This is a genomic window from Selenomonas oralis, from assembly GCF_051603425.1.
GTDB lineage: Bacteria > Bacillota > Negativicutes > Selenomonadales > Selenomonadaceae > Selenomonas > Selenomonas sputigena_A.
In genome coordinates this window covers 743,130-767,362 of the sequence record NZ_CP194411.1, presented here as the reverse complement: position 1 = coordinate 767,362, position 24,233 = coordinate 743,130, and the positions used below count along the sequence as shown (strand labels likewise).

General features: G+C 59.4%; 14 protein-coding genes and 1 tRNA gene. 11 read left to right on the top strand and 4 right to left on the bottom strand.

Annotated features, from left to right (window positions below):
* Positions 1-99: 99 nt before the first annotated feature.
* From ACRTGH_RS03570 to ACRTGH_RS03540, 7 genes are all read left to right on the top strand, one after another.
* Complete coding sequence (locus tag ACRTGH_RS03570; protein WP_368846834.1) at positions 100-750, top strand: hypothetical protein; 651 nt, start codon at positions 100-102, stop codon at positions 748-750.
* A 420-nt stretch (positions 751-1,170) separates the two neighbouring features.
* The gene (sufC, locus tag ACRTGH_RS03565) at positions 1,171-1,926 is read left to right on the top strand and encodes a Fe-S cluster assembly ATPase SufC (RefSeq protein ID WP_368846835.1); all 756 of its coding nucleotides are present in this window, start codon (positions 1,171-1,173) and stop codon (positions 1,924-1,926) included.
* Positions 1,927-1,936: 10 nt separating this feature from the next.
* Positions 1,937-3,343 carry a Fe-S cluster assembly protein SufB gene (sufB, locus tag ACRTGH_RS03560; protein WP_368846836.1) on the top strand — a complete coding sequence of 469 codons (1,407 nt, stop codon included), beginning with the start codon at positions 1,937-1,939 and terminating at the stop codon, positions 3,341-3,343.
* A gap of 20 nt (positions 3,344-3,363) precedes the next feature.
* Entirely contained in the window at positions 3,364-4,206 is an 843-nt protein-coding gene (locus ACRTGH_RS03555; RefSeq protein WP_368846837.1) for a SufB/SufD family protein, read from the top strand.
* On the top strand, positions 4,196-5,425 hold the full coding sequence (locus ACRTGH_RS03550) for a cysteine desulfurase (RefSeq protein WP_368846838.1): 1,230 nt from the start codon (positions 4,196-4,198) through the stop codon (positions 5,423-5,425). The genes ACRTGH_RS03555 and ACRTGH_RS03550 overlap by 11 nt, the downstream gene beginning before the upstream one ends.
* Complete coding sequence (gene sufU, locus ACRTGH_RS03545) at positions 5,422-5,865, top strand: Fe-S cluster assembly sulfur transfer protein SufU (protein WP_368846839.1); 444 nt, start codon at positions 5,422-5,424, stop codon at positions 5,863-5,865. Before ACRTGH_RS03550 ends, sufU begins: the two co-directional genes overlap by 4 nt.
* 247 nt (positions 5,866-6,112) lie before the next feature.
* On the top strand, positions 6,113-6,994 hold the full coding sequence (locus ACRTGH_RS03540; RefSeq protein WP_368846840.1) for a diguanylate cyclase domain-containing protein: 882 nt from the start codon (positions 6,113-6,115) through the stop codon (positions 6,992-6,994).
* A gap of 86 nt (positions 6,995-7,080) precedes the next feature.
* Here the strand turns inward: ACRTGH_RS03540 and ACRTGH_RS03535 are convergent.
* Positions 7,081-7,157 (bottom strand) — tRNA-Arg (locus ACRTGH_RS03535).
* Positions 7,158-7,263: 106 nt separating this feature from the next.
* On the opposite strand from ACRTGH_RS03535, the gene ACRTGH_RS03530 reads away from it, so the two are divergent.
* Positions 7,264-7,905 (top strand): class I SAM-dependent methyltransferase, encoded by a 642-nt coding sequence (locus ACRTGH_RS03530; RefSeq protein ID WP_368846841.1) that lies wholly within the window; start codon positions 7,264-7,266, stop codon positions 7,903-7,905.
* Between the two features lie 149 nt (positions 7,906-8,054).
* On the opposite strand, the gene ACRTGH_RS03525 is transcribed toward ACRTGH_RS03530, so the two are convergent.
* Positions 8,055-8,708, bottom strand: a complete 654-nt coding sequence (locus tag ACRTGH_RS03525; protein ID WP_368846842.1) for a potassium channel family protein — start codon at positions 8,706-8,708, stop codon at positions 8,055-8,057.
* A gap of 10 nt (positions 8,709-8,718) precedes the next feature.
* The gene (locus ACRTGH_RS03520) at positions 8,719-10,041 is read right to left on the bottom strand and encodes a TrkH family potassium uptake protein (protein WP_368846843.1); all 1,323 of its coding nucleotides are present in this window, start codon (positions 10,039-10,041) and stop codon (positions 8,719-8,721) included.
* Positions 10,042-10,271: 230 nt separating this feature from the next.
* On the opposite strand from ACRTGH_RS03520, the gene msrB reads away from it, so the two are divergent.
* Positions 10,272-11,396 carry a peptide-methionine (R)-S-oxide reductase MsrB gene (gene msrB, locus ACRTGH_RS03515; protein WP_368846844.1) on the top strand — a complete coding sequence of 375 codons (1,125 nt, stop codon included), beginning with the start codon at positions 10,272-10,274 and terminating at the stop codon, positions 11,394-11,396.
* A gap of 69 nt (positions 11,397-11,465) precedes the next feature.
* Here the strand turns inward: msrB and ACRTGH_RS03510 are convergent, their stop codons facing one another.
* Positions 11,466-11,957, bottom strand: coding sequence for a hypothetical protein (locus ACRTGH_RS03510; RefSeq protein ID WP_368846845.1), 492 nt, complete (start codon positions 11,955-11,957; stop codon positions 11,466-11,468).
* 382 nt (positions 11,958-12,339) lie between these two features.
* Here ACRTGH_RS03510 and ACRTGH_RS03505 point away from each other — a divergent pair, with 382 nt between their 5' ends.
* Both ACRTGH_RS03505 and ACRTGH_RS03500 read left to right on the top strand, forming a co-directional pair.
* Complete coding sequence (locus tag ACRTGH_RS03505) at positions 12,340-14,133, top strand: ShlB/FhaC/HecB family hemolysin secretion/activation protein (RefSeq protein WP_438474845.1); 1,794 nt, start codon at positions 12,340-12,342, stop codon at positions 14,131-14,133.
* An 84-nt stretch (positions 14,134-14,217) separates the two neighbouring features.
* Positions 14,218-24,096 (top strand): two-partner secretion domain-containing protein, encoded by a 9,879-nt coding sequence (locus ACRTGH_RS03500; RefSeq protein ID WP_368846847.1) that lies wholly within the window; start codon positions 14,218-14,220, stop codon positions 24,094-24,096.
* Positions 24,097-24,233 lie beyond the last annotated feature (137 nt).

Sequence of the window (24,233 nt, the reverse complement as noted above, 5' to 3'; positions counted from 1 at the left end):
TTTATGCGCCGGCGGACCGTTTCCCGGCGGGACGGCAAGGATCCGCGGTTTGCACTTCTGTCGGGACATGCGGGATGTGAAGGCGGAAGGAGATGCGGCATGAAAAGCCTCAAACGATTTTTTGCGGTGCTCGTCGCCGCTTTTTGTCTCAGTGCGCTGCTTTTTGCTCTGCCGCAGACGATCGGCCGTGCGGCGGCGAAGTCTGCGCCTGCCATGAAGAAGGAAGAGGCGGCGGCAGAGCTTCTGGCGCACGGCATGATGTGCGATGTGCTGGCGGCCGTTTACGACGGGGACTGCCGGGCAGGGCTCGCTCTTGCTGTGAACCGGGCCGACTCCCGCCGCTGGCTTTTTTACTTCAATCAGAATGAAATCCTCCTGTTCGGCGCACCGCTCTCGGGAAGGCTCTATTATTTCCAGGACAATGATCTTACGGGGCGCCTTTCCCCCGCGATTTTCGAGGCGTGCTTCTTCAACGATGTGCGGGGGCAGGAAGACGACCGGCTTGGTATATGGCAGGGGACGAATCATCTCCTGACGGTCTATGCCAATTTCGAGATCGAGAACGGAAAGGTCGTTGTGGAGATGGAGCCGACTTCGGCGGCAGGGGTTCTCAAAGCGTCTCATTATCAGGGACGCATTCGGGGCGAGGCGCATGTGCGCGCTGTCCGTGAGTTTCTGTCCTTGATGCCTGCTCTGCATCGGGCGGTGAAACAGGCGGGCATCAAGATCGCAAAGGATTATCGGCAATGATGTGCGGCAGGCGGCCGCGTCTTCCTTTTGACAACAGGATACTCGCGCAAGGGGTTGTGGCACGCGAAGAGCGTGAAGCGGCTCCTTGTTCTTCTTTCTGTCGCCTTTGAGATTGATAATCATAAAATATGAATCTCATTCATTTTTAGGATTGACATTTATAATAAAAGCAAATACAATGAAAGCAGAGAATCCCGAGTGAAATACCATGAAACCCGGTACGGCGGTTTTTTCCCATTGCAAGGGGAAGAAAGAGTGGAAGATTTCCGAAAAAACGCTGGGGTGCAGGAAGTTTCTCTCGTTTTTTGAAATGAAGGATCGCCGGCTTTTGGGTGCGGCGGACATAGATTTTATGCTGTGCAGAGGCGCAGGTGCGCGGTGAACTGCAGAAAGGTTCCGCGCGAAGAAAGGAGCAGTATCATGTCGGAGGCATTGTTGGAAATCAAGAACCTCTCAGCAGGTGTGGAGGGCAAAGAAATATTGAAAGGTCTCGATCTGACGATCAACAAGGGCGAGGTGCATGTCATACTGGGGCCGAACGGATCGGGCAAGTCCACCTTGATGAACGTCATCATGGGGCATCCGAAGTATGAGGTGACGGCCGGGGAAATTTTCTTTGAGGGGCAGAGCCTTCTGGAGAAGAAGACGTTTGAGCGCGCACGTGCGGGCCTGTTCCTCTCTTTCCAGACGCCGGAGGAGATTCCCGGCATCACGGTCGAGAACATGCTCCGGACGGCGAAGCAGGCGATGACGGGCGAGAAGGTCAAGATCATGGCCTTCAAGAAGGAGCTCAAAAAGATGATGGAAGAGCTCAAGATCGATCCGGCCTATGCCGAGCGTTATATGAACGTGGGCTTTTCCGGCGGCGAGAAGAAGCGCAACGAGATCCTGCAGCTCCTGATGCTCGCGCCGAAGCTCGCGCTTCTCGATGAGACGGATTCGGGGCTTGACGTCGACGCCGTGCAGATCGTGTCGTCCGGCATTGAGAAGTACCATACGGCGGACAACAGCTGCCTGATCATCACGCACAACTCCAAGATCCTCAAGCGGCTCAAGGTCGACCGCGTGCATGTCATCATCGGCGGCCGCATTGCCGAGGAAGGAGGCCCCGAGCTCATCGATGAGGTGAACCGCCGCGGCTTCACGCATATCCTCGATGACGCCGTGGCAAAGTGAGGTGGGCGAGATGGCAAAGAAAAAGACTTTTGTCGAGGACATCGAGCGCACCCTTTACGACATCAAGAACTACGATGTGCCCGTCTACAAGGCGCAGCAGGGGCTGACGGAGGACATCATCCGCGATATTGCGGAGCAGAAGCACGATCCCGGCTGGATGCTTGATTTCCGGCTGAAGTCGCTCGACATTTACAACAAGATGTCCCTGCCGTCCTGGGGCCCCGATCTTTCCGAGCTCAACATGGATGAGATTGTGACGTATGTGCGCCCCGACGCAAAGATGACGGGCAACTGGCAGGAAGTGCCCGAGGATATCAAGGATACGTTTGACCGTCTCGGCATTCCGGAGGCGGAGAAGACCTCGCTGGCGGGCGTCGGTGCGCAGTACGATTCGGAGGTCGTCTACCACAGCATACAGCAGAGCCTCGTGGAGCAGGGCGTCGTCTACACCGATATGGAAACGGCGCTTGTGGAGCATGAGGATATCGTGAAGCGGTACTTCATGAAGCTCGTGCCGCCGAAGGATCATAAGTTTGCGGCGCTGCACGGTGCGGTCTGGTCGGGCGGCTCTTTTGTCTATGTGCCGGAGGGCGTCCAAGTGGAGATCCCCCTGCAATCGTATTTCCGGCTCAATGCGCCGGGGGCAGGTCAGTTCGAGCACACGCTGATCATCGTGGAAAAGGGTGCAAGCCTGCACTTCATCGAGGGCTGCTCGGCGCCGAAGTACAATGTGACGAACCTCCATGCGGGCTGCGTGGAGCTTTTCGTCAAGGAGGGGGCGCGGCTCCGCTACTCGACCATCGAGAACTGGTCGCGCAACATGATGAACCTCAATACGAAGCGGGCGCTTGTCGAAAAGGACGGGCTGATCGAATGGGTCTCGGGCTCCTTCGGCTCGCATGTTTCCATGCTCTATCCGTGCAGCATCCTGCACGGGGAGCGGGCGCGCTGCGAGTTCACGGGCGTCACCTTCGCCTCGAAGGGGCAGACGCTCGATACGGGCGCAACGGTCGTTCACACGGCGCCGCACACGTCCGCCTCGATCAATACGCGTTCGATCTCGAAGGCCGGCGGCAAGGCGATTTACCGCAGCGCCGTCAAGGTCACCAAGAATGCGCCGTTTGCGAAATGCTCGGTCAACTGCGAGTCCTTGATGCTCGACAGCATTTCGCGCTCCGATACCCTGCCGACGATGGACATCGAGGCGGACGAGGTCGATGTCGGGCATGAGGCGAAGATCGGCCGCATCAGTGACGAGGCGATTTTTTACCTGACGAGCCGCGGCATTGACGAGGAAGAGGCGCGTGCGATGATCGTGCGCGGCTTTGTCGAGCCGATCGCCAAGGAACTGCCATTGGAGTATGCAGTCGAGATGAACAATCTCGTAACGATCGAGCTTGAAGGCACGATGGGTTAAGGAGAGGGGAGAGGAACATCATGCAGAATCAAGAACTTTTCAGCTCCATCCCCATGCGTACCTGGCGCTGGCTCGGTGTGAACGGCGCCGCGCTGCCCGAAGGGCTTGATGGGACAATCGGCCGGACGCAGGAGATCCGCGTCGGAGCGGGCGAGAAAAAGCAGGCTGTCGTCGTCTACCGTGAGGCGGGGCAGGCGGAAGTCAAGGCGCACGTCGAAGCCGGCGGCGCTCTCGATCTCGTGCGCGTGCAGCTCGTGACGGAGACGGCGCCCCATGCGGACGAGGTCACGGTTCATGTCGAGGCGGGCGGCCATTTTCGCTATACGGCTTTTGATGCGGGCGCGAAAAGCGCCGTCTCGAAGCTTTCGGTAAGCCTCGAGGCAGACGAGGCTCAGGCCGATATTGCGGCGTTCTATTTCGTGGACCGGGAGCGCAGGCTCGACCTCAACTATATCGTGCGCCAGAAGGGCGCGCACACGAATGCGGACATGCAGGTCAAGGGCGCGCTGATGGACAAGGCGGAAAAGATTTTCCGCGGCACGCTTGACTTTGCGGCAGGCTCGACGGGATCTGTCGGGCGCGAGAATGAAGCGGTCATCCTGCTTTCGCCCGGCGTGCGCAACCGCTCCGTGCCGCTGATGCTCTCAGGCGAGGGCGATGTCGACGGGCATCATGCCGTGAGCATCGGCAAGATGGACGAGGCGAAGCTCTTTTACCTCATGAGCCGCGGCCTCGATCTCGCTGAAGCGCGCCGCCTCGTCGTGGAGGCCGACCTTTTCCCTGTGCTCGCACGCATTCCCGACGAAGCTCTGCGGGAGGAGATTGCAGCCGCCATCGAAGGGAGGATCGAAGATGCCGACTGAGGAAGACATCCGCAAGGATTTTCCCTTGCTCACGCATAAGATGAACAACCAGCCGCTCGTCTACCTCGACAACGGCGCGACGACGCAGAAGCCGAACGCGGTCATTCAGGCCATTTGCGGCTACTACGGCGGCTGCAACGCGAATCCTCATCGAGGCGCCTACGCGCTTTCCATCAAGGCGACGGACATCTACGAGTATACGCGTGCCGCGACGCGCAGTTTCATCCATGCGCGACTGCCGCAGGAAATCATCTTCACGAAGAACGCGACGGAGGCGCTGAACCTTGTCGCCTACAGCTACGGCCTTGCGAACGTCCATGCGGGGGACGAGATCGTCATCTCGATCGCCGAGCATCACTCGAACCTCGTGCCGTGGCAGATGGTGGCGCAGGCGAAGGGCGCTGTCCTGAAATACATGTATCTCGAAAAGGACGGCACGCTCTCCGTCGAGGAAGCGAAGCGGAAGATCACGGCGAAGACGAAGATCGTCGCCGTGACGGAAGTCTCCAATGTCCTGGGGCTGATCAATCCCGTGAAGGAAATCGCCGCCGTCGCGCATGAGAACGGCGCGGTCATCCTCGTTGATGGTTCGCAGAGTGCGGCGCATATGGCCGTAGATGTACAGGAAATGGACTGCGACTTCTTCGCGTTTTCCGGGCACAAGCTGCTTTCGCCCATGGGCATCGGCGTGCTCTACGGGAAGCAGGAACTCCTCGAAGCCATGCCGCCGTTTCTGCGCGGCGGCGATATGATCGAGTACGTTTCGGAACAGGAGACGACGTTCGCGGAGCTGCCGCAGAAATTTGAGGCCGGCACGCAGAACGTCGGCGGTGCGGCAGGGCTTCGCGCGGCGATCGAGTATCTCGAAAAAACGGGCTTTGATACCGTGCGCCGCATCGAGCAGGAGCTCGTCTCCTATGCCCTGGCCAAGCTGCGCGATGTCCCCGACGTCGAACTTTACGGCTGCGATGCCGACCCGGCGCTCAAGACGGGAATCATCACCTTCAACGTCAAGGATGTGCATCCGCATGATGTCGCGACGATTCTCGACTCCTTCGGCGTCGCCGTGCGCGCCGGGCATCACTGCGCTCAGCCCCTGATGAAATATCTCGGGCAGAACGCTACCTGTCGTGCGAGTTTCTATCTTTACAACACGAAGGATGATGTCGACCGCTGGCTTGAGGCATTGAAAGAAGTCAGAAAGGTGATGCGTCTATGAGCTTATCCGATATTTATACAGAGCTGATTGCCGAGCACAGCCGCTCGATGGAGCATAAGCATCCGCTGCAGGAAGCGACGATCAAGGAGCGCGGCCACAACCCGTCCTGCGGCGACGAGATCACGCTGGAGCTCCAGGTCGAAGACGGCAGGATCAAGGACGCCGCCTTCACGGGCGTCGGCTGTGCCATATCGCAGGCCTCGACCTCGATGATGATCGACCTCGTAAAAGGAAAGCCTGTCGACGAGGCGCGCCGTCTCGCGGAGCTGTTCATCTCGATGATCAAGGGCAGGGAGCTGACGGAAGAAGAGCTCGACGAGCTCGACGAGGCCGCGGCGCTCCGGAACATCTCGCGGATGCCCGCGCGCGTCAAATGCGCCGTCCTCTCGTGGCATACGCTCGATATGGCATTGGCAAAGGAAAATGAGCAGGCGGATTGAACAAGAAAGAAAGGGCAGCTTTTTCAGCTGCCTTTTTTGTGTGAAAAAAAGATGAAAACAGAACGAAAGTAAGCGAAATATGACGAAATCGATTTAATAAAAAACAGGGAAATGACGAAATAATTGATGAAGTGGTTTATATCAAATGCTATGTTTTCAGGAAGTTTTTCTGTACAACATATGAAGCCGAGGATATGCTCCGCGTGTCGTTTGGGTTGGTAAGGTTTGTCATGAGGGGGTATAGGCAATGTGGCAGTATCAGTCGGATATTCCCGGGGAGGACTATCAGAATCAATGCGTCAGGCTGCTTTTGCAGCGGCTCGGCGCCATCGTTTTCAACTACGATTTGCAGACGGACACGATGTTGTTCAATATGGCGCGCGACGATATGGAGCTGCGCAGGATTGAGAATTTCCGCAAGACATTGAATACCGAGCTCAAGAAAATGGTGCACCCGGATTTCATGGAGCCGCTGATCGCGTTCTTCTCGGGACAGAACACCGAGAGGGACCGCTTCCTGCTCGACATGGGCAAGCGCCCGGTGGGCAAGTACTCGTGGTATAAATTCGTTATCGAACGCGAGACCGACGAGCAGGGGCATCTCGCCAAGGTGAAGGGCGCCCTCTGGAACACGGATATCCTGCGCGTCAAGGCCAACAAGACCGTGTCGCGTTTCCGCTCCGACCTCGACTCCGTCACCGGCGTGGCCAACGAGCTCGGCCTCGCCAAAGAAGTGGACGCCTATCTTGCAGGCGAGGGAAAACAGGATGTGAATGCGTTGGTTTTCATGCGTATCGAGCGCTATGAGGCGCTGGAGAAGCGCATGGGAAAGCGCGGGATGGAAACGATGCTCGTGGGACTTTGCAAGGCCATCGGCAGCAAGTTCCGCTCGGGCGATGTGCTCGCGCATCTCGGCAGCGGAGCTTTTGCCGTCTTCGTGCGCGATGTGACGAACAAGGACTTTTTGGAGATGAACGTCAAGGGCCTCAAGGACATCTTCCGCACGGGCAGCGCCGGATACGGCAAATTCGGCATTACGAGCAAACTGGCCGTCGCCTATTATCCCGAACACGGCACGCGCTGCCGCAAGCTGCTCGATGCCGCGAGGAAAATGGCCGGCGATGCGTGAGCCGCTCGGAGCCCGTTTGAGGGCGAAGCTTCTCTATAGAGCATAGGAAAAGCCTGCCCTCTTCCGGGGGCAGGCTTTTGTTTTCGTGGTGCGATCGGCGCGATTCGAACGCGCGACCCCCTGCTTAGGAGGCAGATGCTCTATCCAGCTGAGCTACGACCGCGTGCAACGTATTCATTTTAACAAAAGAAGCGTATATATGCAAGCCCGAAATGACGGCAGCTCACAGCAGCCGCCGGGCGGACTGTGTTCGGAGAGGAAGTGGAACGATGGCGAACTCGTTTATGGAGCAAATGGCATTTCCCAAGGGTTGGCTCGGATCATTCATTCTCAAGGGGATGAATATCGGGCATCGAAAGCTCTGGGAAGGAACCCTGCAGGGACTTGCCCTGCCCGAGGAAGGCCGTATCCTGGACATCGGCTGCGGAGGCGGCGGCATGCTTCATCGTCTGCTGCGCGAATATCCGCGCCTGGCTGCCGACGGCCTCGATGTCTCGGAAACGAGCGTGAAGGAGAGCCGCAGGAAGAACCGCTGCTACGGCTCTCGCTGCACCATAGCGCAGGGCGAGGCGACGGCGCTTCCCTATGAGGAGGGGCGCTTTGATCTGGCGGTGACGACGGACTCCCTTTACTGGTGGGAGGATCTGGCGCGCGCATTTTCCGAAGTGCATCGCGTGCTGAAGCCGGACGGGCGCTTCGTCATAGGCCTGGAAGCGATCGACCCGACGGATACGACGTGGAGCAGCAAATTCGAGCGCATGATCATCCATGCGCCGGAAGAGATCGTCGCCTATTTGGAAGGCGCCGGCTTTTCGGACGTCAGGACGGATATGTTCCCTAAGACGAGATGGGTGAACGGCGCAAGATTCATTGCGCGAAAGGCGGGGAGAATGGAAGCGGCGTCTTCTTGATATGGACGGGGGATCTGTGTGAAACATGTGATCTTGAGCGCGGACGGCGACTGCGTGGTGTACCATACAGGGGATGCCCCTGCTTTCATTTTTGACAGAGCCCGGGGCGGGGGATGAAATCGTCTTCCCGCCATATTTTATAGGAGCGGTCAGCCATTTCTTTGAAAGACATGAGCGACATCTTCCTGTCTGCCGGCGACGAGAACGGCGGCATCCGGCGCGAAGATCGTCTGGGCAGAGATATTGAGGTCGATGCGGTCGCCTGCTTTTATGCCGAGGATGTTCAGGTGATGCCGGCGGCGGATATCAAGCTCGATGATGCTTTTCCCTTCCCATGCTTTGGGTACGGGTACTTCGTAGATGGCGTATTCGTCGCTGAGCGGGAAGTAGTCGAGGATATGATTGGAACCGCAGCGGATGGCCGTCCAAAGCGCGAATTGGCGCTCCGGGTAGACGGTTTCGTCCGCGCCGTTCCGCAGCAGGAATTTTTCGTGAATGTCGCGCGAGGCGCGCGCTACGACATAGCGTGCGCCAAATTCTTTGAGGAGCGAGGTTGTTTCGAGGGAGCTTTGGAAGTCATCGCCGATGGCGACGATGCAGACATCGAAGTTGGGGATGTCGAGAGAGCGCAGAAAGTCGGCATTGGTGCTGTCGGCGATGAGTGCGTTCGTCACGAACGGCAGAATGCTGTTCACGCGGTCTTCGTCGTGGTCGACGGCGAGGACGTCGTGCTGCATGTCGTGCAGCTTTTCTGCAATGTAGCGGCCGAAGCGGCCAAGTCCGATGAGCAGGATGGATTTCATGATGTTCCTCCTATCCGATGGTGATTCGTTCTTCCGGGCTGCGTCCGGATTCTTGTCTGCTGTGTGCATGGGCAGCAAAGATGACAGTGAGACCTCCGATGCGCCCGAAGAACATCAAAAGCATCATGACGTATTTGGAAAGCGGCCCCAGATCGTTGGTGACGCCGATGGAAAGACCGACGGTTCCCAGCGCAGAAGCCGTTTCAAAAGCGCTGTCGATCAGGCGTATGCCGTCAATGAGGTTGAGCAGTACGCTGCCGGAAGCGAAAAGCAGGAGATACATCATGAGGATGGTGACGGCGTGCCGCTGTGTTTCGGAGGAAAGACGCCGCGAGAAGCAAGTCGGATCCTTCTTGAGGCGGAAGGTGGCGATCATGATGGCAAGCAAGGTGAAAGCTGTTGTTGTCTTGATGCCGCCTGCGGTGGAGCCGGGCGAGCCGCCGATGAGCATCAAGGTGATGAGGGCGGCTCGTCCCGTTTCGCTGAAGTCCTTGATGTCGATCGTGTTGTAGCCTGCGGTGCGGGTCGTAACGGATTGAAAGAAGGAGATCAGGAAGTGTTCGCTGAGAGAAGTGCCGGGATCGAGCTCGAAGAAAAAGAAGAAAAGCCCCGGAATCAGGATGAGAGCTGCCGTCATTGTCAGGGCGATCTTGCTTTGCAGGGTGTACGCATGGAAATTTCCGCGGTTCAGACGGATGTCCGCCCAGGTGGTGAAGCCAAGTCCGCCGGCGATGATGAGGAGCATGACCGTGACGTTTACGATAGGATCGCCGACGAAATCCATCAGGGAATTGCCGAAGAGATCGAAGCCTGCATTGCAAAAGGATGAGATGGAATGAAAGACCGCGAAGTAAATGCCGCGTAAAAGGCCGACTTTTTGGCAAAAAGAGGGGGCGAGAAGAAGAGCGCCGAGAAATTCGATCAAGAAAGTCAAGCGCAAAATGAAGTAGAGGAGCGGTACGATGCCGCCAAGCTGCGGCGCGGAGACAGCCTCTTTAGAAAGGCTGCGCTGCATGAGACCGATGCGCTGGCCCGAAAGCGCGGCGAGAGAGACGGCGACAGTAATGACGCCGAAGCCGCCGACCTGAATCATGGCCAGGATGACGAGCTGACCGAAAATCGTCCAGTATGCAGCGGTGTCGACAGTGGTAAGGCCCGTCACGCAGCTGGCAGAAACGGCAGTGAAGAGCGCATCGGAAAAGGAGGCGCCTTCGCCGTTTGTTGTGGCCCAAGGCAGCATCAAAAGCCCGGTGCCGCAGAGAATCAAGCCGAGAAAACTTAAAATAATGATACGAAAAGGCGAGAGCCTTCGCAAGCGTCCAATGATTTTCATAAAACAGCCTCGTTTTAAAATGGGAGCTTGCTTTGAGAACAAGCTTCTTCTACCGATCTCTTTTCATTATAACTTTCTTTTCGTGTTCGTGCAAGAAGAGACTTATGCCATAGGCTTCCCGTGTTTGCGGGGTCTTTCCTTTAGGGGATTCAGCTAGGCAAGGGTGTGTCGCACCTTTGTTTTCCGTCCGGTTTATGCTGCCGCGACAGCGGCGGAAGGGAGTTTTTGCTATGAATCAATCGCTGATAAGAATTACCTGCGCTTTGGGATTGGCGCTCTGCCTCGGCGGCTGCGGTGCGCCGGCGGCTTCGTCGGATATGCCCCGGGGCATTGTGCAGGCAAACCATGCGGAAAACGGGCAGGCGGAGATCTGGCTTGCGGGCGGCTGCTTCTGGGGCACAGAGCATTACTTGAGCCTTGCGCCCGGCATCATATCGACGGAAAGCGGCTATGCGAACGGGCGCACGGAGAATCCGTCGTACCGTGAGGTCTGCTCCGGCAGCGGCCATGCGGAAGCCGTGCATGTCGTCTACGACCCAAAGATCCTGCCGCTCGAAAATCTTCTGGAACTTTTCTATGAGTCCATCGACCCGACGGCGAAGAACCGCCAGGGCAACGATGTCGGCGAGCAGTACCGCTCGGGCATTTACTATGCGGCGGACGAAGACGGAAACAGCTCCGATGCCGCTGTCATCCGCGCTTCCCTGCGGCGCTTGGAGGAGCGGCTGGGAAAGCCCGTCGCCATTGAAACGGGGCCGCTTCTGAACTTCTGGCGTGCGGAGGAGGAACACCAGAAGTATCTCGAAAAGCATCCGAACGGCTACTGCCATATCCCGCCCTCCTTGCTGGCTTCGATGCGCGAAAAGGGCGAGGCGGCGAAGAAGGCGGCGCAGGAGAAGCCGGAGAAGCCCGCATATGCGAGGCCGTCGGATGCGGAGCTTAGGAAGCGCCTCACGGATCTGCAGTACAAGGTGACGCAGGAAAAGGCGACGGAACCGCCTTTCCGGAACGAGTACGATCACGAATTCCGCGCCGGCATCTATTGCGATGTGACGACGGGCGAGCCGCTTTTCGTCTCGACGCATAAGTACGATTCGGGCTGCGGCTGGCCGGCTTTTTCGCGTCCGATCGATGCGGCGCTCATCGCCGAGCACCGCGACACTTCGCACGGCATGGTGCGCACCGAGGTTACGGCGGCGAAGAGCGGCGCACATCTCGGCCATGTATTCAACGACGGCCCGCGGGAAACGGGCGGCTTGCGCTATTGCATCAACAGCGCTTCTTTGCGCTTTGTTCCCAAGGAGGAAATGCAGGCTGCGGGCTATGGGGCGTATCTTTCCCTGCTGGATGAGTGAAGGAACGGCCCGGCGCACTTTTTGAGCGCCGGGCCGTTTTTCGTCCGTGGGAGGGGTGAGCGGCTTCGCTTACGTATTTTGCAGGAGCTCCTCGTGATGCAGGCGGGCGTAGTCGACGACGGTGTTGAAGACGGTTTCGCCCCAGGAGCCGGGGATGATGTTGGAAACGCGTTCGGACAAGTCACGCAGGAGGATGTTTCCTGCGCGGTCGTAGCGGATCTCCTCGCGGATGGTGATGGTTCTGTCGTGCAGGGAAGCGGTCTCCAGGAGAAGGACGTAATCCAAGCGGAGGTAACGCGGATCGTCCAGCTCTTCCGCCATGGCCTCGGCTTCTTCCAGAGCGATCGTGATTTTTTCCCAATAGGTGATGCGGGAAGTGTCCGGACGGGAGTTGCCGAAAAACGGCAGATAAAATCGTTCATAGCGTATGCTGTCCCTGTCGAAGAAGTGGGCGCATTTGTCATTTGCCCCAATCCGCTGCCAGTCGGCTGCAAAGGCGGTGCTGCTGACGGCGAGGAGAAAAAGAAGAAGGAGGAGAGAAATCTGCCGGAATGTTTTCATAGAAACGCCTCTTTTCTGCGGAATCTGCGCTGTATCTGTCATATATTATGATACAGGAAGCCGCTCTCGGGGGCAAGGAAAGAATCTCACCGGAAAGCGCCGGGCAAAAAGGAAGCTGCTGCAGCCATATCTGTGACAGCTTCTTTTTATTGTCCATGGATAACCCTTATTCTCGTGCAGGAGAAAAATCCTATTTTTTATTTATATATCAAAAAGTAAGGCAATTAGGCTAGGAAAAAAGACGGAAGTATGATAATATGTAGCATACGCAATAATTTATAAACAGAAAGTTTGCCTGCAGACAGCGATGCGGCTTTGAAAGGTCCAGCTGTGCAGTACGGCTTTAGGAGGAACAACACGGATGAAACAGCACGATGCACGGATGACGGAGTGCAGAATTTTGGGCACAAGGAAGTGCCGGGCATGGCCTTTTGCCGTCGGCTTTGCCTTACTGGGAGCGGCGCTCACTCCTTTGGACGCGGAAGCGGGAACGAGCTCGCATGCGACCGGGGAGGAGCAGGCGGCCATGCTGCGCGCGGCGGCCGGTGAAGCGCCGATGATGGGAACGAGCACTGCCGATGTACCCGCGACAGAGGGGGCGGAAGAAGCCTCCAAGCCGCAGCCGGCAGGGAAGGCGGGAAAAACCGCCGCATCACAGGCGACGCAGCAGGATACGGCGGAGAGCGCGATCCTCGTGCGCCGCTATACGTTTTCAGGCGAGAACCCCGTGACGGATCAGGAACTTCGCACGCTGCTTCAACCGCACAAGCTCAAGTACGCGCGGCTCGCCGATCTTGAGGCGCAGGCAGCGGAAATCACGAAGTACCTGCGCGCCAAGGGTTACTTTGTTGCCTTCGCCTATTTGGCGCCGCAGACCTTTGCGGACGGTACGGTCAACTTCACCATCGTGCCCGGGCGCTATGATAAGGTCATCATCAATAACAACTCTTATTTGACAGAAACTGCCATTCGACGCGAGATGGGGATTTACTCGGGCAATCTCGTGAAGAAGGAAATCCTGAACCGCGGCGTCTGGCTGACGAACGACCTCTCGCGCGTCGAAGCGCGCACGCAGATCAAGGCGGGCAGCCGCCAGGGCACGTCGGACATCGTCATCGATGTGAAGAACAAGGGCAACCGCATGTGGGGCTACGTCGGCGTCGACAACGGCGGCTACCGCTACACGGGACGCTACCAGTACAGCGCCTTCGTCAACTATGCGAGCCCCTTTCGCGAGGGCGACCTCTTCTCCGTCGGCGGCATCGTGTCGAATGGCGGCATGTGGTCGGGATCGGCTTCCTATTCGACGCCAATCGCCAAGCAGGGCGAACGCGTCGGCATCAGCTACGCACGCTCGCACTACACCTTGGGCGGCGCTTTCTCGACGCTCGATTATACGGGCACGTCGGAGACCTTGAGCCTCTGGTGGCAGCACAACTTCCGGCGCAGCCGCGACTTCAACCTCTACGGTACGATTCGCTTCGACTGGAAGGATCTCAATGACGAGGCGGAGGGCATGGCGTACAAGAACCCCAAGGGTGCGAAGAACTGGGTCGTCGGCATAAACGGCGACAATCTCGATCGCTTCTGGGGAGGCGGACGCAACACCTTTTCGCTCAACTACACGCACGGAAACCTCTCGATCAATGAAGAGGTGCAGCGCCAATACGACGCCATGACCGCGCGGACGGCGGGAAGCTTCGGCAAGTGGAATCTCAATCTGACGCGCCTGCAGCATGTGAGCGAGCGGCTTTCGCTCTACATTTCCTACAGCCGCCAGTGGGCGACGAAGAACCTCGACCCCTCGGAGAAGTTTTCCCTCGGCGGTCCTTACGGCGTACGCGCCTATCCCGTCGGCGAAGCTTCAGGCGACGACGGCTGGCGCTGGACGACGGAGCTGCGCTGGAATCTCGCGACGCGCGAGGGCGACGAGAATATATGGCAGCTCATCGCTTTCGTCGACGGCGGCCACGTGAAGCTGAGCCACGACGCTTGGCAGGGCTATGCGGGCCAGCAGGGACGCAGCCTCTACGGCGCGGGCGTCGGTGTGAACTGGAGCAATCAGGCAAACTGGGTCGCACACCTGCATTACGCGTGGAAGATCGGCAGCGAAAAGGCGGTTTCCGACACGGACCGCAGGGGCAGGTTCTGGTTCCAACTTTATAAATTCTTCTAATAATAAAGAGCTGAGAAGTCTGCATGTTTTGTTTTGACCTCTTGGATATTCGGATATCATTCAGATTAGAAAAGGAGAAATACGATGCGCTTTACGAAAAAACAGCGCCGTGCGAGGAAAGAGCACGGCTTGTCGGATCCCTTCCTGCTGCGGCTGCAGGAGAATGTGCGCCGCGCCCTTTTGAGCGGCGCGGGCGTCATAGCGGCGGGCGCCGTGCTCGTCGGCACGGGCAGCTCAGCCTACGCATTGCCGCAGGGCGGCGAGGTCGCGGCGGGCGCTGCTGAAATCGCACAGAGCCAGGCGGAGATGGCGATTCATCAGACGACGCAAAACGCCGTCATCAACTGGCAGAGCTTCGGCATTGCGGCGGGTGAGCGCGTCAATATCTTCCAGCCGAATGCACAGGCGGCGCTCCTCAATCGCGTGCTCGGCAACAATCCATCGGAAATCTTCGGCACGCTCTCGGCGAACGGGCGGGTATTCCTCGTCAATCCTGCGGGCGTCCTTTTTGCGCCCGGCGCACAGGTCGATGCGGGCGCGATCGTCGCCTCGACGATGAACGTCACGAACGCCGACTTTATGGCGGGCAGGTATGTTTTTGTCGGCACGCCGAATGACGGCAAGGTCATCAACCGCGGCACGCTGCGTGCGGCGGATGCAGGCGTCGTCGCGCTCCTCGGCAAGGACGTCGCCAACGAGGGTGTGATCGTCGCCAAGAAGGGCGCGGCGGTGCTCACGGCGGCGCAGGACGTCACGCTTGACTTCACGGGCGACGGCAAGGTCTCGGTCGTGCCGACGAAAGCGGCGCTGGAGCAGGCGGTCACGAACAAAGGCCTCGTCGAAGCTGACGGCGGCCTCGTCTTCATGTCGGCGGCGACGGGCGACGCTTTGACGGCTTCCGCCGTCAACCAGGAGGGCATTGTGCGCGCTTCGAGCCTTGACGGCAAGCAGGGCGCAATCCGCATGACGGCGAACGACGTGCGCCTGGCGGCAGGAAGCGTGACGGATGCGAGCGGCGCTGCCGGCGGCACGGTCGAGATTGGCGGCGGCTGGCAGGGCGCGGGCGATCTCGCGCACGCCGAGAACGTCACGATCGAGCGCGGCGCGGCTGTGCGTGCGGACGCGACGCAGGCAGGCGGCGCGGGCGGCACGGTCGCCGTCTGGTCGGACGGCAGGACGAAGTTCGCGGGCGAGATCACGGCACGCGGAAAAGGGACAGGCAAGGGCGGCGCGGTTGAGACATCTGGCGCGAAGGTGCAGATCACGGGAAGTGTCGATGCTTCGTCCGAAGCGGGCAAGGGCGGCGAATGGCTGATCGATCCCGGTGATATCGAGGTCAAGACCCGTGCAGCCGGCGATCCTGAAGCCGGCTCGATGGCGGATGTGCAGACCGTCACCAACTCGCTGAACGGCGGCACGTCCGTCAATATCCAGACGGCAAATCTTACCGGAAATGATGACAACTCCATCACCGTGACGGACGCCATCACGAAGACGGCGGGCGGCGATGCTACCCTTTCCTTGAAAGCAACGGGTAGCATCAATATCAACGCCGATATCACTTCAACGGCGGGTAAGCTGAATGTGGACATCACCTCCGATACGAACCACCGTGCGGGCGGCAGTGTCAGCGTTGCGAACGGGAAGCAGATCACGACGCTCGGCGGCGATGTCAAGATCGGCGGCGGTCTCATGGACAGCGGCGTCGGCTTTGCCAACTCGCAGAGTGCGGGCGAGGCGGGCATCACGCTCGACCATGCCGTGATCAATACCACGGACGCAGGCGGTACGGCGGGCGGCAATGTCGAACTCGCGGGCAGCACGACGGCGGATGCGGCGGGCGTATCGCTCGCGGGTACGACGATTACGGCGGGCACGGGCAAGGTCACGCTGATCGGCAAGTCCACGGGAACCAATGCGGCGCTTGCCAAGGGAATCTCCATCGACAGCGGCTCAGGCATTACGACGCGCACGGTCGAGCTGCGCACGGATTCCATCGACCTTGCCGGCACGATCACGGGCGACAATGACCCGGCAGGCTCTGCAAAGGTCTGGACGCTCTCGGACGGCAAGACCATCAATTTCGGCACGGGTTCGGGCGGGCTTGATCTCGCAGGCGATACGTTCACGAGCACGGGAAAGATTCGGAACTTCTATAAGAATACAGTCGGCGACGCGAGCAAGGCGGCAAACATCAACGCCGGCGGCGTGACGGCGGGCAGTGATCTCGCCATCGATTCGGGTGCAGGTACGCTGACCGTCGGAGGCGCGGTAAATGTCGCCGCAGGTCATGCGCTGACGCTTGGTTCGAAGAATGCCATCACAGGTGCGGGCGTCATCACTTCGGATGCGCTCGTGCTCGATGCGGCGGCTGCGACGGTGAACCTCACAGGAACGCATGCCGTCGGAAAGCTCGACGGCGCGGCGAAGGGACTGGCCTTCAAGAACGGCACGAATCTCAAGATCGGTGAAGATACGGGATTGACGACGGCAGCGGACGGTGCGGACATCGACGTCACGGGCGACCTCACGGTCGGTGCGCATGGCATCACGAACGGCGCGGGCGCGATGAAGCTCAAGGCGAGCGGCACGCTCAAGCTCGATGCGAATGCTGAGGTCAAGTCGACGGGCGCGGCGGCGACATCGCTCGAAGCGGCGGCGGTCAATTTTGACACGGCGAGCAAGGTGTCAACGGCCGGCGGCACGATCCATCTCAAGACGGATGCGCTGACGCTCCCCGCAGGAGCGCAGGGCACTCTTTCGAGTGCAAACGGTGCGGTCACGGTTGAGACTAGACAAGCGGGCAAGACGATCGCCGTCGGCTCTTCGAGTGCTGCCGATCTCGAACTGCCGAACCTTGATTTCATCAGTTCGGGCACGGGCGAAATTCAGATCGGCAGCGCGAATACGGGCAATGTCGAGATCGGTACAGCCGATGTCAAAGCGCCGCTGACGGTCGAGTCGGCGGCAACGGTAAAGTTCTCGGGAACGCTCTCGAATACGGGCAACAAGAACACGACGTTCAAGGCGAACGCCGTGGACTTTGCTGCGGGCGCAAACCTCGCTGCGGGCGCGGGCACGATGACGATGGTGACGGATGCCGTCACGAACTGGAATAACGCAACCTTTGCCGATACGGCGGGCGCGGGTACGTTTGCGCTGAAACCGAAGACAGCGGGCAACTTCACGGTCGGCGGCACGACGGGTCTTGTGACGGATGATGGCTTTGGCAAGCTCAAGGCGGGCAATTTCCATAATGTGAGCATTGGCTCGAAGGACAATGCCGGCACGGCGACGATCGCGGGCATTTCGGCGGGCAATATGCCGAAGTATACGAGCATTTTGACGAAGGGCAAGATCGACATCACGGGCGCGGTCGTCGGCGCAGACGGCGATACGCTCGCGCTCCATGCCGATACGTCGGGCACGACGCTCGGCGACGGACTGTCGCAGAGTGCGCCGATCACGGTCGGCAATCTGCTTCTGCTCGGCAAAGGCTCGATAGATCTCAGCACGCAGCCGAATGAGATTAAAAATATCGCCGCCGATATGGCGGACGGCGATCTCAAGCTCAAGAATCGGACGCACATGAAGGTCGCCGTCGTCGAGGATCGCACGGTTGCTCCTGCGAAGAACGTCGACGGTCTTAAGACGAAGACAACGGACATCAAGATGGATGCCGGACAGAAGCTCACGGTCGAGGGCAAGCTGAATTCTACAGGCGATACGAAGATCGAAGCCGACGATCTCGATCTCGGCAACAATAAGGTCAACGTCGGCAATCAGCTCACACTCGAAAAGGCGACGAAGGCGCAGGCCATCAACGTCGGCAAGGGCGCGAACGACTGGAACATCAACAACGCGAACTACGGCAAGATCAAGATCGGCGGCGCATCGCAGACGGGCGATGTCAACATCAAGGACGCGACGTTCAAGACCCCCTCGGACATCGAGACGCAGGGCAACGTCAAGCTTGAGGGAACGAACAAGGCGGGCGCGGACGGCAAGTCCGACATGAAGATCAAGGCGAGTACCGCCACTCTGCCGAACACAGGCGATACGCTCGCCGTCAAGAATCTGGAGCTCGACCTCTCGGGCGGGCTTGACCTCGGGAATGGTAAGATCCTCGGTCAGAAAGATGGCAAGGTCAAGACCAGCGGTGTTCCCTCGGGAAAGGATATCTATATCAAGGACGATGCCGTTGGTGTGCCGGCGAATGGCTACCGCATTTCTTACCGCACGATCAATGACGTGCTCGACGGATTCGGCGGCTTCGATGTCGCGGGCGATCAGCACCTTTACTTCTACGGCGGTACGGTCAACAAGTCCATCAATGCTTCGGGCAAGCTCGGCGTCGAGGTGCGCGACAATCTCACCATCGCGGGGAAGGGAACGAAGCTCACGATTGGTACGGAACCTTCGATACCGGGGCATGATCCCGCATCGGTCATTACGGGCGGCTTTACCGTCAAGCAGGGCAAGACCGTCCACGTCAAGGGGGAAGGTGCGACACAGAAGAGCGAAGGCGCAGAAATCAATATCAATACGGGCGGCAACATCCATCTCGAACAGGGCGCTGCACTGAAGGTCGAGGGCAATTATGCACAGGCGACGCTCAATGCCCGCGGCGGCGATGTCGTACTGAACGAGGACGCCAAGGTGCAGGTCGCTCCCGGCTCCACGCCCGTCTGGGTCGATGTGGCGGGCAACAAGGTGCAGCTCGATGCGCGCGCCCAGCTCGACTCCGGCACAGATACGCAGGGCGCTCTGCGCGTGCATACGGATGAGATCGTCACCCCGACGGCGGACGACAATACGACGAACATCGTCGGCAAGAGCGGTCTCGTCATCACGCGCAAGACGGCGGGCGATCTGACGCTCAACAACTCTGCCTCAGGCGCAGGGCTTCATGTCACGAGCGACCAGCTCAACGGCAAGCTCTTTGGCAATCAGTTCAGTGAGCTCGTTCTCGGCGACAATCGCAGCCAGACCGTCACGATCGACGGCCTTGAGGCAAACAACCGCGTCGTCGTCAAGACGGCGGAAACGGGCAAGGTCACAATCGGTGCGGGCGGTCTCAAAGTCGGCACGGACGGATCGGGCAAGCCCTATAACGTGACGCTGACGACGGGCGAGATTGAGAACTCGGGCGGCGCCGGCGTCATGAATATCGGCGCGGGCAGCGCACTGAACCTCTATACGAACAACATCACGAACCTCGTCGCGAACGGCAGCAGTCCGTCCGTCACGGGCACGGGAACGCTCGGCATCAGCACCTTCAATGGCACGAAGACCATCGGTCTCGGCGACGGGGCGGCGGGCGACCTGCAGCTGACGAACAACAAGTTCACGCAGGTATTCGGCCCGAACTTCTCGCATTACAGCATCGGCCGGCTCGATAAGGACAAGCAGAGCACGATCAATGTGGCAAATTCTTCGCTCACGCAGGACGTGACGCTGCAGGCGAATACGATCAACTTCGCGGGCGATATGACGCTTGCGCAGGATAAGACGCTGACGGTCAACGCCCAGACGGCGGCGAACCAGACGGCGGGTAAGATCACGGCGACGAAGCTCGCTGCGCTCGGGGGCAATATCGCACTCGAACAGGCGAACGAAATCGGCACGCTTGCCGCCGACGCTCTCTCCGTCAAGGTCAAGTCCAATGCCTTGACCATCGGCGAGATCACGACGCCGGCGGGCGCATCCATCCCCTCGCGCACGATCACGGGCGTCAAGGCGGGTGAATCCGGCGGCACGGCGGGCGATGTCGTGCTCTCTGCCGACGCCATGACCTTCGACAAGACGGTTGAGGGCAAGGGAAATTTGACCGTGCAGCAGGCGAATGCCGCTACGAACCTCAACGTCGGCACGGCGGGCACGGGGCTGACCCTGCCCGAAAATCTCTTTGGCGGGAACAAGATCAAGGACGGCTTCAAGCATGTCTATCTCGGGCGCGAAGATGCGACGGGCGCGACAAAGGTCGGCGGCAATCTGAACTTCGTCGATCCGACGACGATTCGCTCCGGCAAGACGGCAGGCTCGATGAATCTCGACGGCTCGGCGAATATCCAGACGAACGGCAACGCGCTTGCGCTTGAGGCGAAGAATCTGACGACGGCGGCGGGAAGCTCCGTCGATACGGGTACGGGCAATCTCACGCTCAAGACCGATGCGATGGACTTGAATGGCAAGATGAAGGGCAAGAAGGAACTCAATATCCTGCCGATGTCGCCCGATCGGGATGTCAAGCTCGGCGGCGAAGTGAACGATCCGGCGAAGCTCTCGCTGCTCGATAAGTATTTTAATGGCAACAACCGCCAGTTCTGGGAGTATGAGGTCATCAACATCGGCGACCGCGGAGGTACCGGACGTCTCTATCAGAGCGGCGTGATCGACATGCCGTTCCACGTGAACATCCAGCAGGCGGTTTCGAGCGGAGCGGGTGGCGTCAACCTCTCGGGCACGATCAATACGCACGGCAGGGACTATACCGTCGCCAGCCGTGAGGTCAACCTCGACGATGCGCATATCAATGCGGACGGCGCCGACCGCGATCATGACGGCAATGTCGCCATTCAGACGGATAAGCTCAACACGACGAACGGCAGTACGATCACGGGCCACGGCGACGTGTCCTTTGACACCTATACGCCGGGCAAGACGCTCAACTTCGGCACGCCGGGATCAGGCGGTTCGGCTTCGGATTCTACACTGCCGTCCGACATTTTCAGCGGCACGGGGCTTCTGCGGAAGAACCCCGACGGCAAGGGCTTTAAGAAGATCCGCATCGGCGGCACGAATGCGGGAGATATCAAGGTCGGCAACGTCAACCTGCCCGAAGGGCTTGCCGATGCCGTCGCCATCAAGACGAACGGCGCGGTCACCTCGACGGGCGTATTGCAGTCCGTGCCGACGCTCGAAGTCGAGGCTGGCTCCGTCAACCTCACGGGACCGAACGAGATCAAGAATCTCGGTAATATTACGTCCGCCGCAGGCGTTTCCGTCGAGACGAAGGGCGGCACGAACGTCACGGGCAAGATCACGGGCAATAACGCGCCGATCAACATCACGAACAAGAACGGCGGCAACGTCACGATTGCGCCCGGCGGGCAGATCGTCGGCACGGGCACGTCCGATGTCGTCATCGAGGCGCAGGGCGGCGCGTTCAAGAACAAGGGCGGCGCCAATGCCATCAAGACCGACCCCGGCCAGCGCTACATCGTGCATACGGAGGATTCGGTTGAGAACGAGATCGACGGTCTCGTCTTCGAGTTCCGCAAATACGGCGTGGACTACAACAACCGCAGCGCCTTCCCTGTTCCGCCCGGCAAGAACGCCATGTTCTACAAGTATCAGCCGGAGCTGAAGTTCTACTCGACGCGCACCTACGGTGACGATAATTCTGCGTTCTTCAACTCGACGGCGGGCTTCCAGATCGTTGACGACGGCAACCTCAAGCGCCGTGCGCTCGACAAGGATGAGGTTGACTATATTCGCGCCCATGTGATTGACTCGGGCACGCATAACTTCGGCACGACGAAGCTGACGAACGTCAATGCCGACATCAATACGGCGGACGGCACGGTCACGAACGCGGCGACCGATTCGACTGTGCGCGCAGGTGCGCGTACGTACGGGTCAAATTCGACCGTTGCCAGTGAGAAGATCACCTATCAGGGACACAACGATCTCAACTACAAGATCACGGTCGACTACCGCATTGTGCCGCGTGAAGTAACAGTTACGGGCAAGACGGAGACAGTCGACTATAACGGCAATCCGCACAATTACACCGGAATGAACGGCGTTACGTTCACAAACTTCGCGAACAGCCAGACCGCGGCAACAGCGGGCATTTCGGGGGCTGTTTCCTATACCCCGATTGCCGACGCGAGCCAGACATCGGGCTTTGCGCAGGGCGCGATTCATGCGGGCGAGTACACGGTTGGCCTGGCAGGCAGCACGCTTGCGGCAAACAACTACAACTTCAAGTATGTGCCGGGCAAGCTCACGATCAAGCCGCGCGACATCCACTTTACCGCGCCGAATGGTACGCGCATCTATGGCGCTGCAAACAATACGGTGGCAATTCCGTCTCCGACTCATACGGGGACGCTTGCAACAGGCGACAGCTTTGCAAATTATACGGTCAGAGCTGTCGATGGCGGCGGTAATGCCGTTACGGAGCGTACGGGTGTCGGAAGCTATACGATGCGGGTCGAGAATGCAGCGCTTGCGCCGGGCAGCCGCGGCTACGCCTCGGACTATAACATCACATCGGCAAGCGGTACGCTGACCATTACGCCGCGTGCCTTGACCATCACGGCGGGCGATAAGCAGCGCGCCTACGGTGCGGACAACAGCACAGCAGGCTATGTGGGCGGCACGGCGAAGGTCAACGTCGCTGCGGCAACTGCAACGACGGGGCTTGTCAACGGCGACGCCATCGACGATGTGACGGAAGCGATCGACCCGACGGCGGCCGTCACGACGAATGCGGGTACGGCAGGCCTTTGGACAAAGGCAAGCGCCGCACACTTCTCGTCCGGCTCGGCTGCAAACTATACCATCACTTATGTCGATGGGCATTTCAGCATTGTGCCGCGCGATGTCCTCATCACGGCGGGCAGCGCTTCCCGTGACTACGGTGCGCCGAACCCTGTGGTGACGGCATATACCGTGGAGCGCGGTGACCATACGACGGGGCGCGGGCTTCTCGCAGGTGACACGATCAACGGCGTGCAGATGCACTATGCGCCGAACATCAATGCCTCGACGCCCGGCGGCATCTACGCATCGGCAATCCACGTCGATCCCGCCAGTGTCGTCTATGCGGGCGGGACAAGTCTCAGCAACTATCGCTTCCTTTATGCGCCCGGAACGCTGCGCATCAATATGCGCGGCTTCGACATGAGCACGCCTGCAGGCAGTGCCGTGACGACGAGCAGCGTCGCCGCTGCGCAGATCATGGCGGGCTTGAGCGGCCGTACCGGCGGCTTTGGCGGCCCGACAGGCGGCATCGGCGGCGGTATGAGCGGTGGAAGCGCAGGCGGTATCGGCGGCTCGACGGGCGGCAGCATCGGCGGCTCGACAGGCGGTATCGGCGGCGGTATGAGCGGCGGAAGCACAGGCGGCATCGGCGGCGGTATGAGCGGCGGAAGCGCAGGCGGCATCGGCGGCTCGACGGGCGGTATCGGCGGCAGCACAGGCGGCTCGAATGCGGGCGGCTCAGGCGCGAACAGCGGCGGTGCAGGCAGCAGCACAGGCACGGGCTCCGGCAATGCCGGCAGCGGCAGTGCGGGCAGAGCTGCCGGTACGAGCGGCGGCACGGGCTTTGCAGCCTCCGAGCCGCGGCGCGACGCGTCGTTTGCCGATGGTGTGACCATCGATATGCCGCAGGATCCCGCCGCTACGAGGTGGCAGAGCCGCGTTGTCCTCGCGACGGACGGTGGCTCCCCTGAAGCGCATGATTACGTCGAAGGCGCGGACGGCTCCTTCGGCTTCGACCTCGGCAAGACGCGCGGCAACTACGGCGTCTATGACGAAATCCCCGGCAGCACAGCCGAAGCCATTCCCGTCCTCTTCACGGACGGCAAATCGCGTGACCTTGACGGCATCTACTCCGTCAACTACGGTCCCGGCAAGCTCGCCATAAAGCCTTCCTCGAAGAAGGTCGAGATTCCCGATCCCAAGGAAATCCGCAAGTCGGCCGAGCAGACGCTGAGCTTCCTCTACCAGACGAAGAACGGCTCCTTTGAGGTCACCTTCGGCAACGGCATCGTGACGCTCTATCCGAAAGATGCGGCGGCACTCGCCATTGTTGTCAGCAAGGATAAAAAAGCAGAACGCGCCGTCCTCGCCTCCGGTCTTCTGACCGCGATCGAAGATCTCGGCGTAACTCCCGTAGAGATCCGTGCCGTCTATATCTTCAAGGAAATGAAAGAAGAAGACGAAGAATAAACTGTGCATAAAAGTCCATGAAAAAGGGGCTGCCGGATAAGTCAGATCAGACTTGTCCGGCAGCCCCTTTTTATTATGCCGATTCACCCGAAAAAATTGAGGTGCCGTTTTGACACCTCAATTTTTTATTGACGTAT

What these genes read in the sequence shown, in the direction of transcription:
- ACRTGH_RS03570 (WP_368846834.1), top strand. Translation starts at nt 100, where the DNA reads ATGAAAAGCCTCAAACGATTTTTTGCGGTGCTCGTCGCCGCTTTTTGT.
- sufC (WP_368846835.1), top strand. Translation starts at nt 1,171, where the DNA reads ATGTCGGAGGCATTGTTGGAAATCAAGAACCTCTCAGCAGGTGTGGAG.
- sufB (WP_368846836.1), top strand. Translation starts at nt 1,937, where the DNA reads ATGGCAAAGAAAAAGACTTTTGTCGAGGACATCGAGCGCACCCTTTAC.
- ACRTGH_RS03555 (WP_368846837.1), top strand. Translation starts at nt 3,364, where the DNA reads ATGCAGAATCAAGAACTTTTCAGCTCCATCCCCATGCGTACCTGGCGC.
- ACRTGH_RS03550 (WP_368846838.1), top strand. Translation starts at nt 4,196, where the DNA reads ATGCCGACTGAGGAAGACATCCGCAAGGATTTTCCCTTGCTCACGCAT.
- sufU (WP_368846839.1), top strand. Translation starts at nt 5,422, where the DNA reads ATGAGCTTATCCGATATTTATACAGAGCTGATTGCCGAGCACAGCCGC.
- ACRTGH_RS03540 (WP_368846840.1), top strand. Translation starts at nt 6,113, where the DNA reads ATGTGGCAGTATCAGTCGGATATTCCCGGGGAGGACTATCAGAATCAA.
- ACRTGH_RS03530 (WP_368846841.1), top strand. Translation starts at nt 7,264, where the DNA reads ATGGCGAACTCGTTTATGGAGCAAATGGCATTTCCCAAGGGTTGGCTC.
- ACRTGH_RS03525 (WP_368846842.1), bottom strand. Translation starts at nt 8,708, where the DNA reads ATGAAATCCATCCTGCTCATCGGACTTGGCCGCTTCGGCCGCTACATT.
- ACRTGH_RS03520 (WP_368846843.1), bottom strand. Translation starts at nt 10,041, where the DNA reads ATGAAAATCATTGGACGCTTGCGAAGGCTCTCGCCTTTTCGTATCATT.
- msrB (WP_368846844.1), top strand. Translation starts at nt 10,272, where the DNA reads ATGAATCAATCGCTGATAAGAATTACCTGCGCTTTGGGATTGGCGCTC.
- ACRTGH_RS03510 (WP_368846845.1), bottom strand. Translation starts at nt 11,957, where the DNA reads ATGAAAACATTCCGGCAGATTTCTCTCCTCCTTCTTCTTTTTCTCCTC.
- ACRTGH_RS03505 (WP_438474845.1), top strand. Translation starts at nt 12,340, where the DNA reads ATGACGGAGTGCAGAATTTTGGGCACAAGGAAGTGCCGGGCATGGCCT.
- ACRTGH_RS03500 (WP_368846847.1), top strand. Translation starts at nt 14,218, where the DNA reads ATGCGCTTTACGAAAAAACAGCGCCGTGCGAGGAAAGAGCACGGCTTG.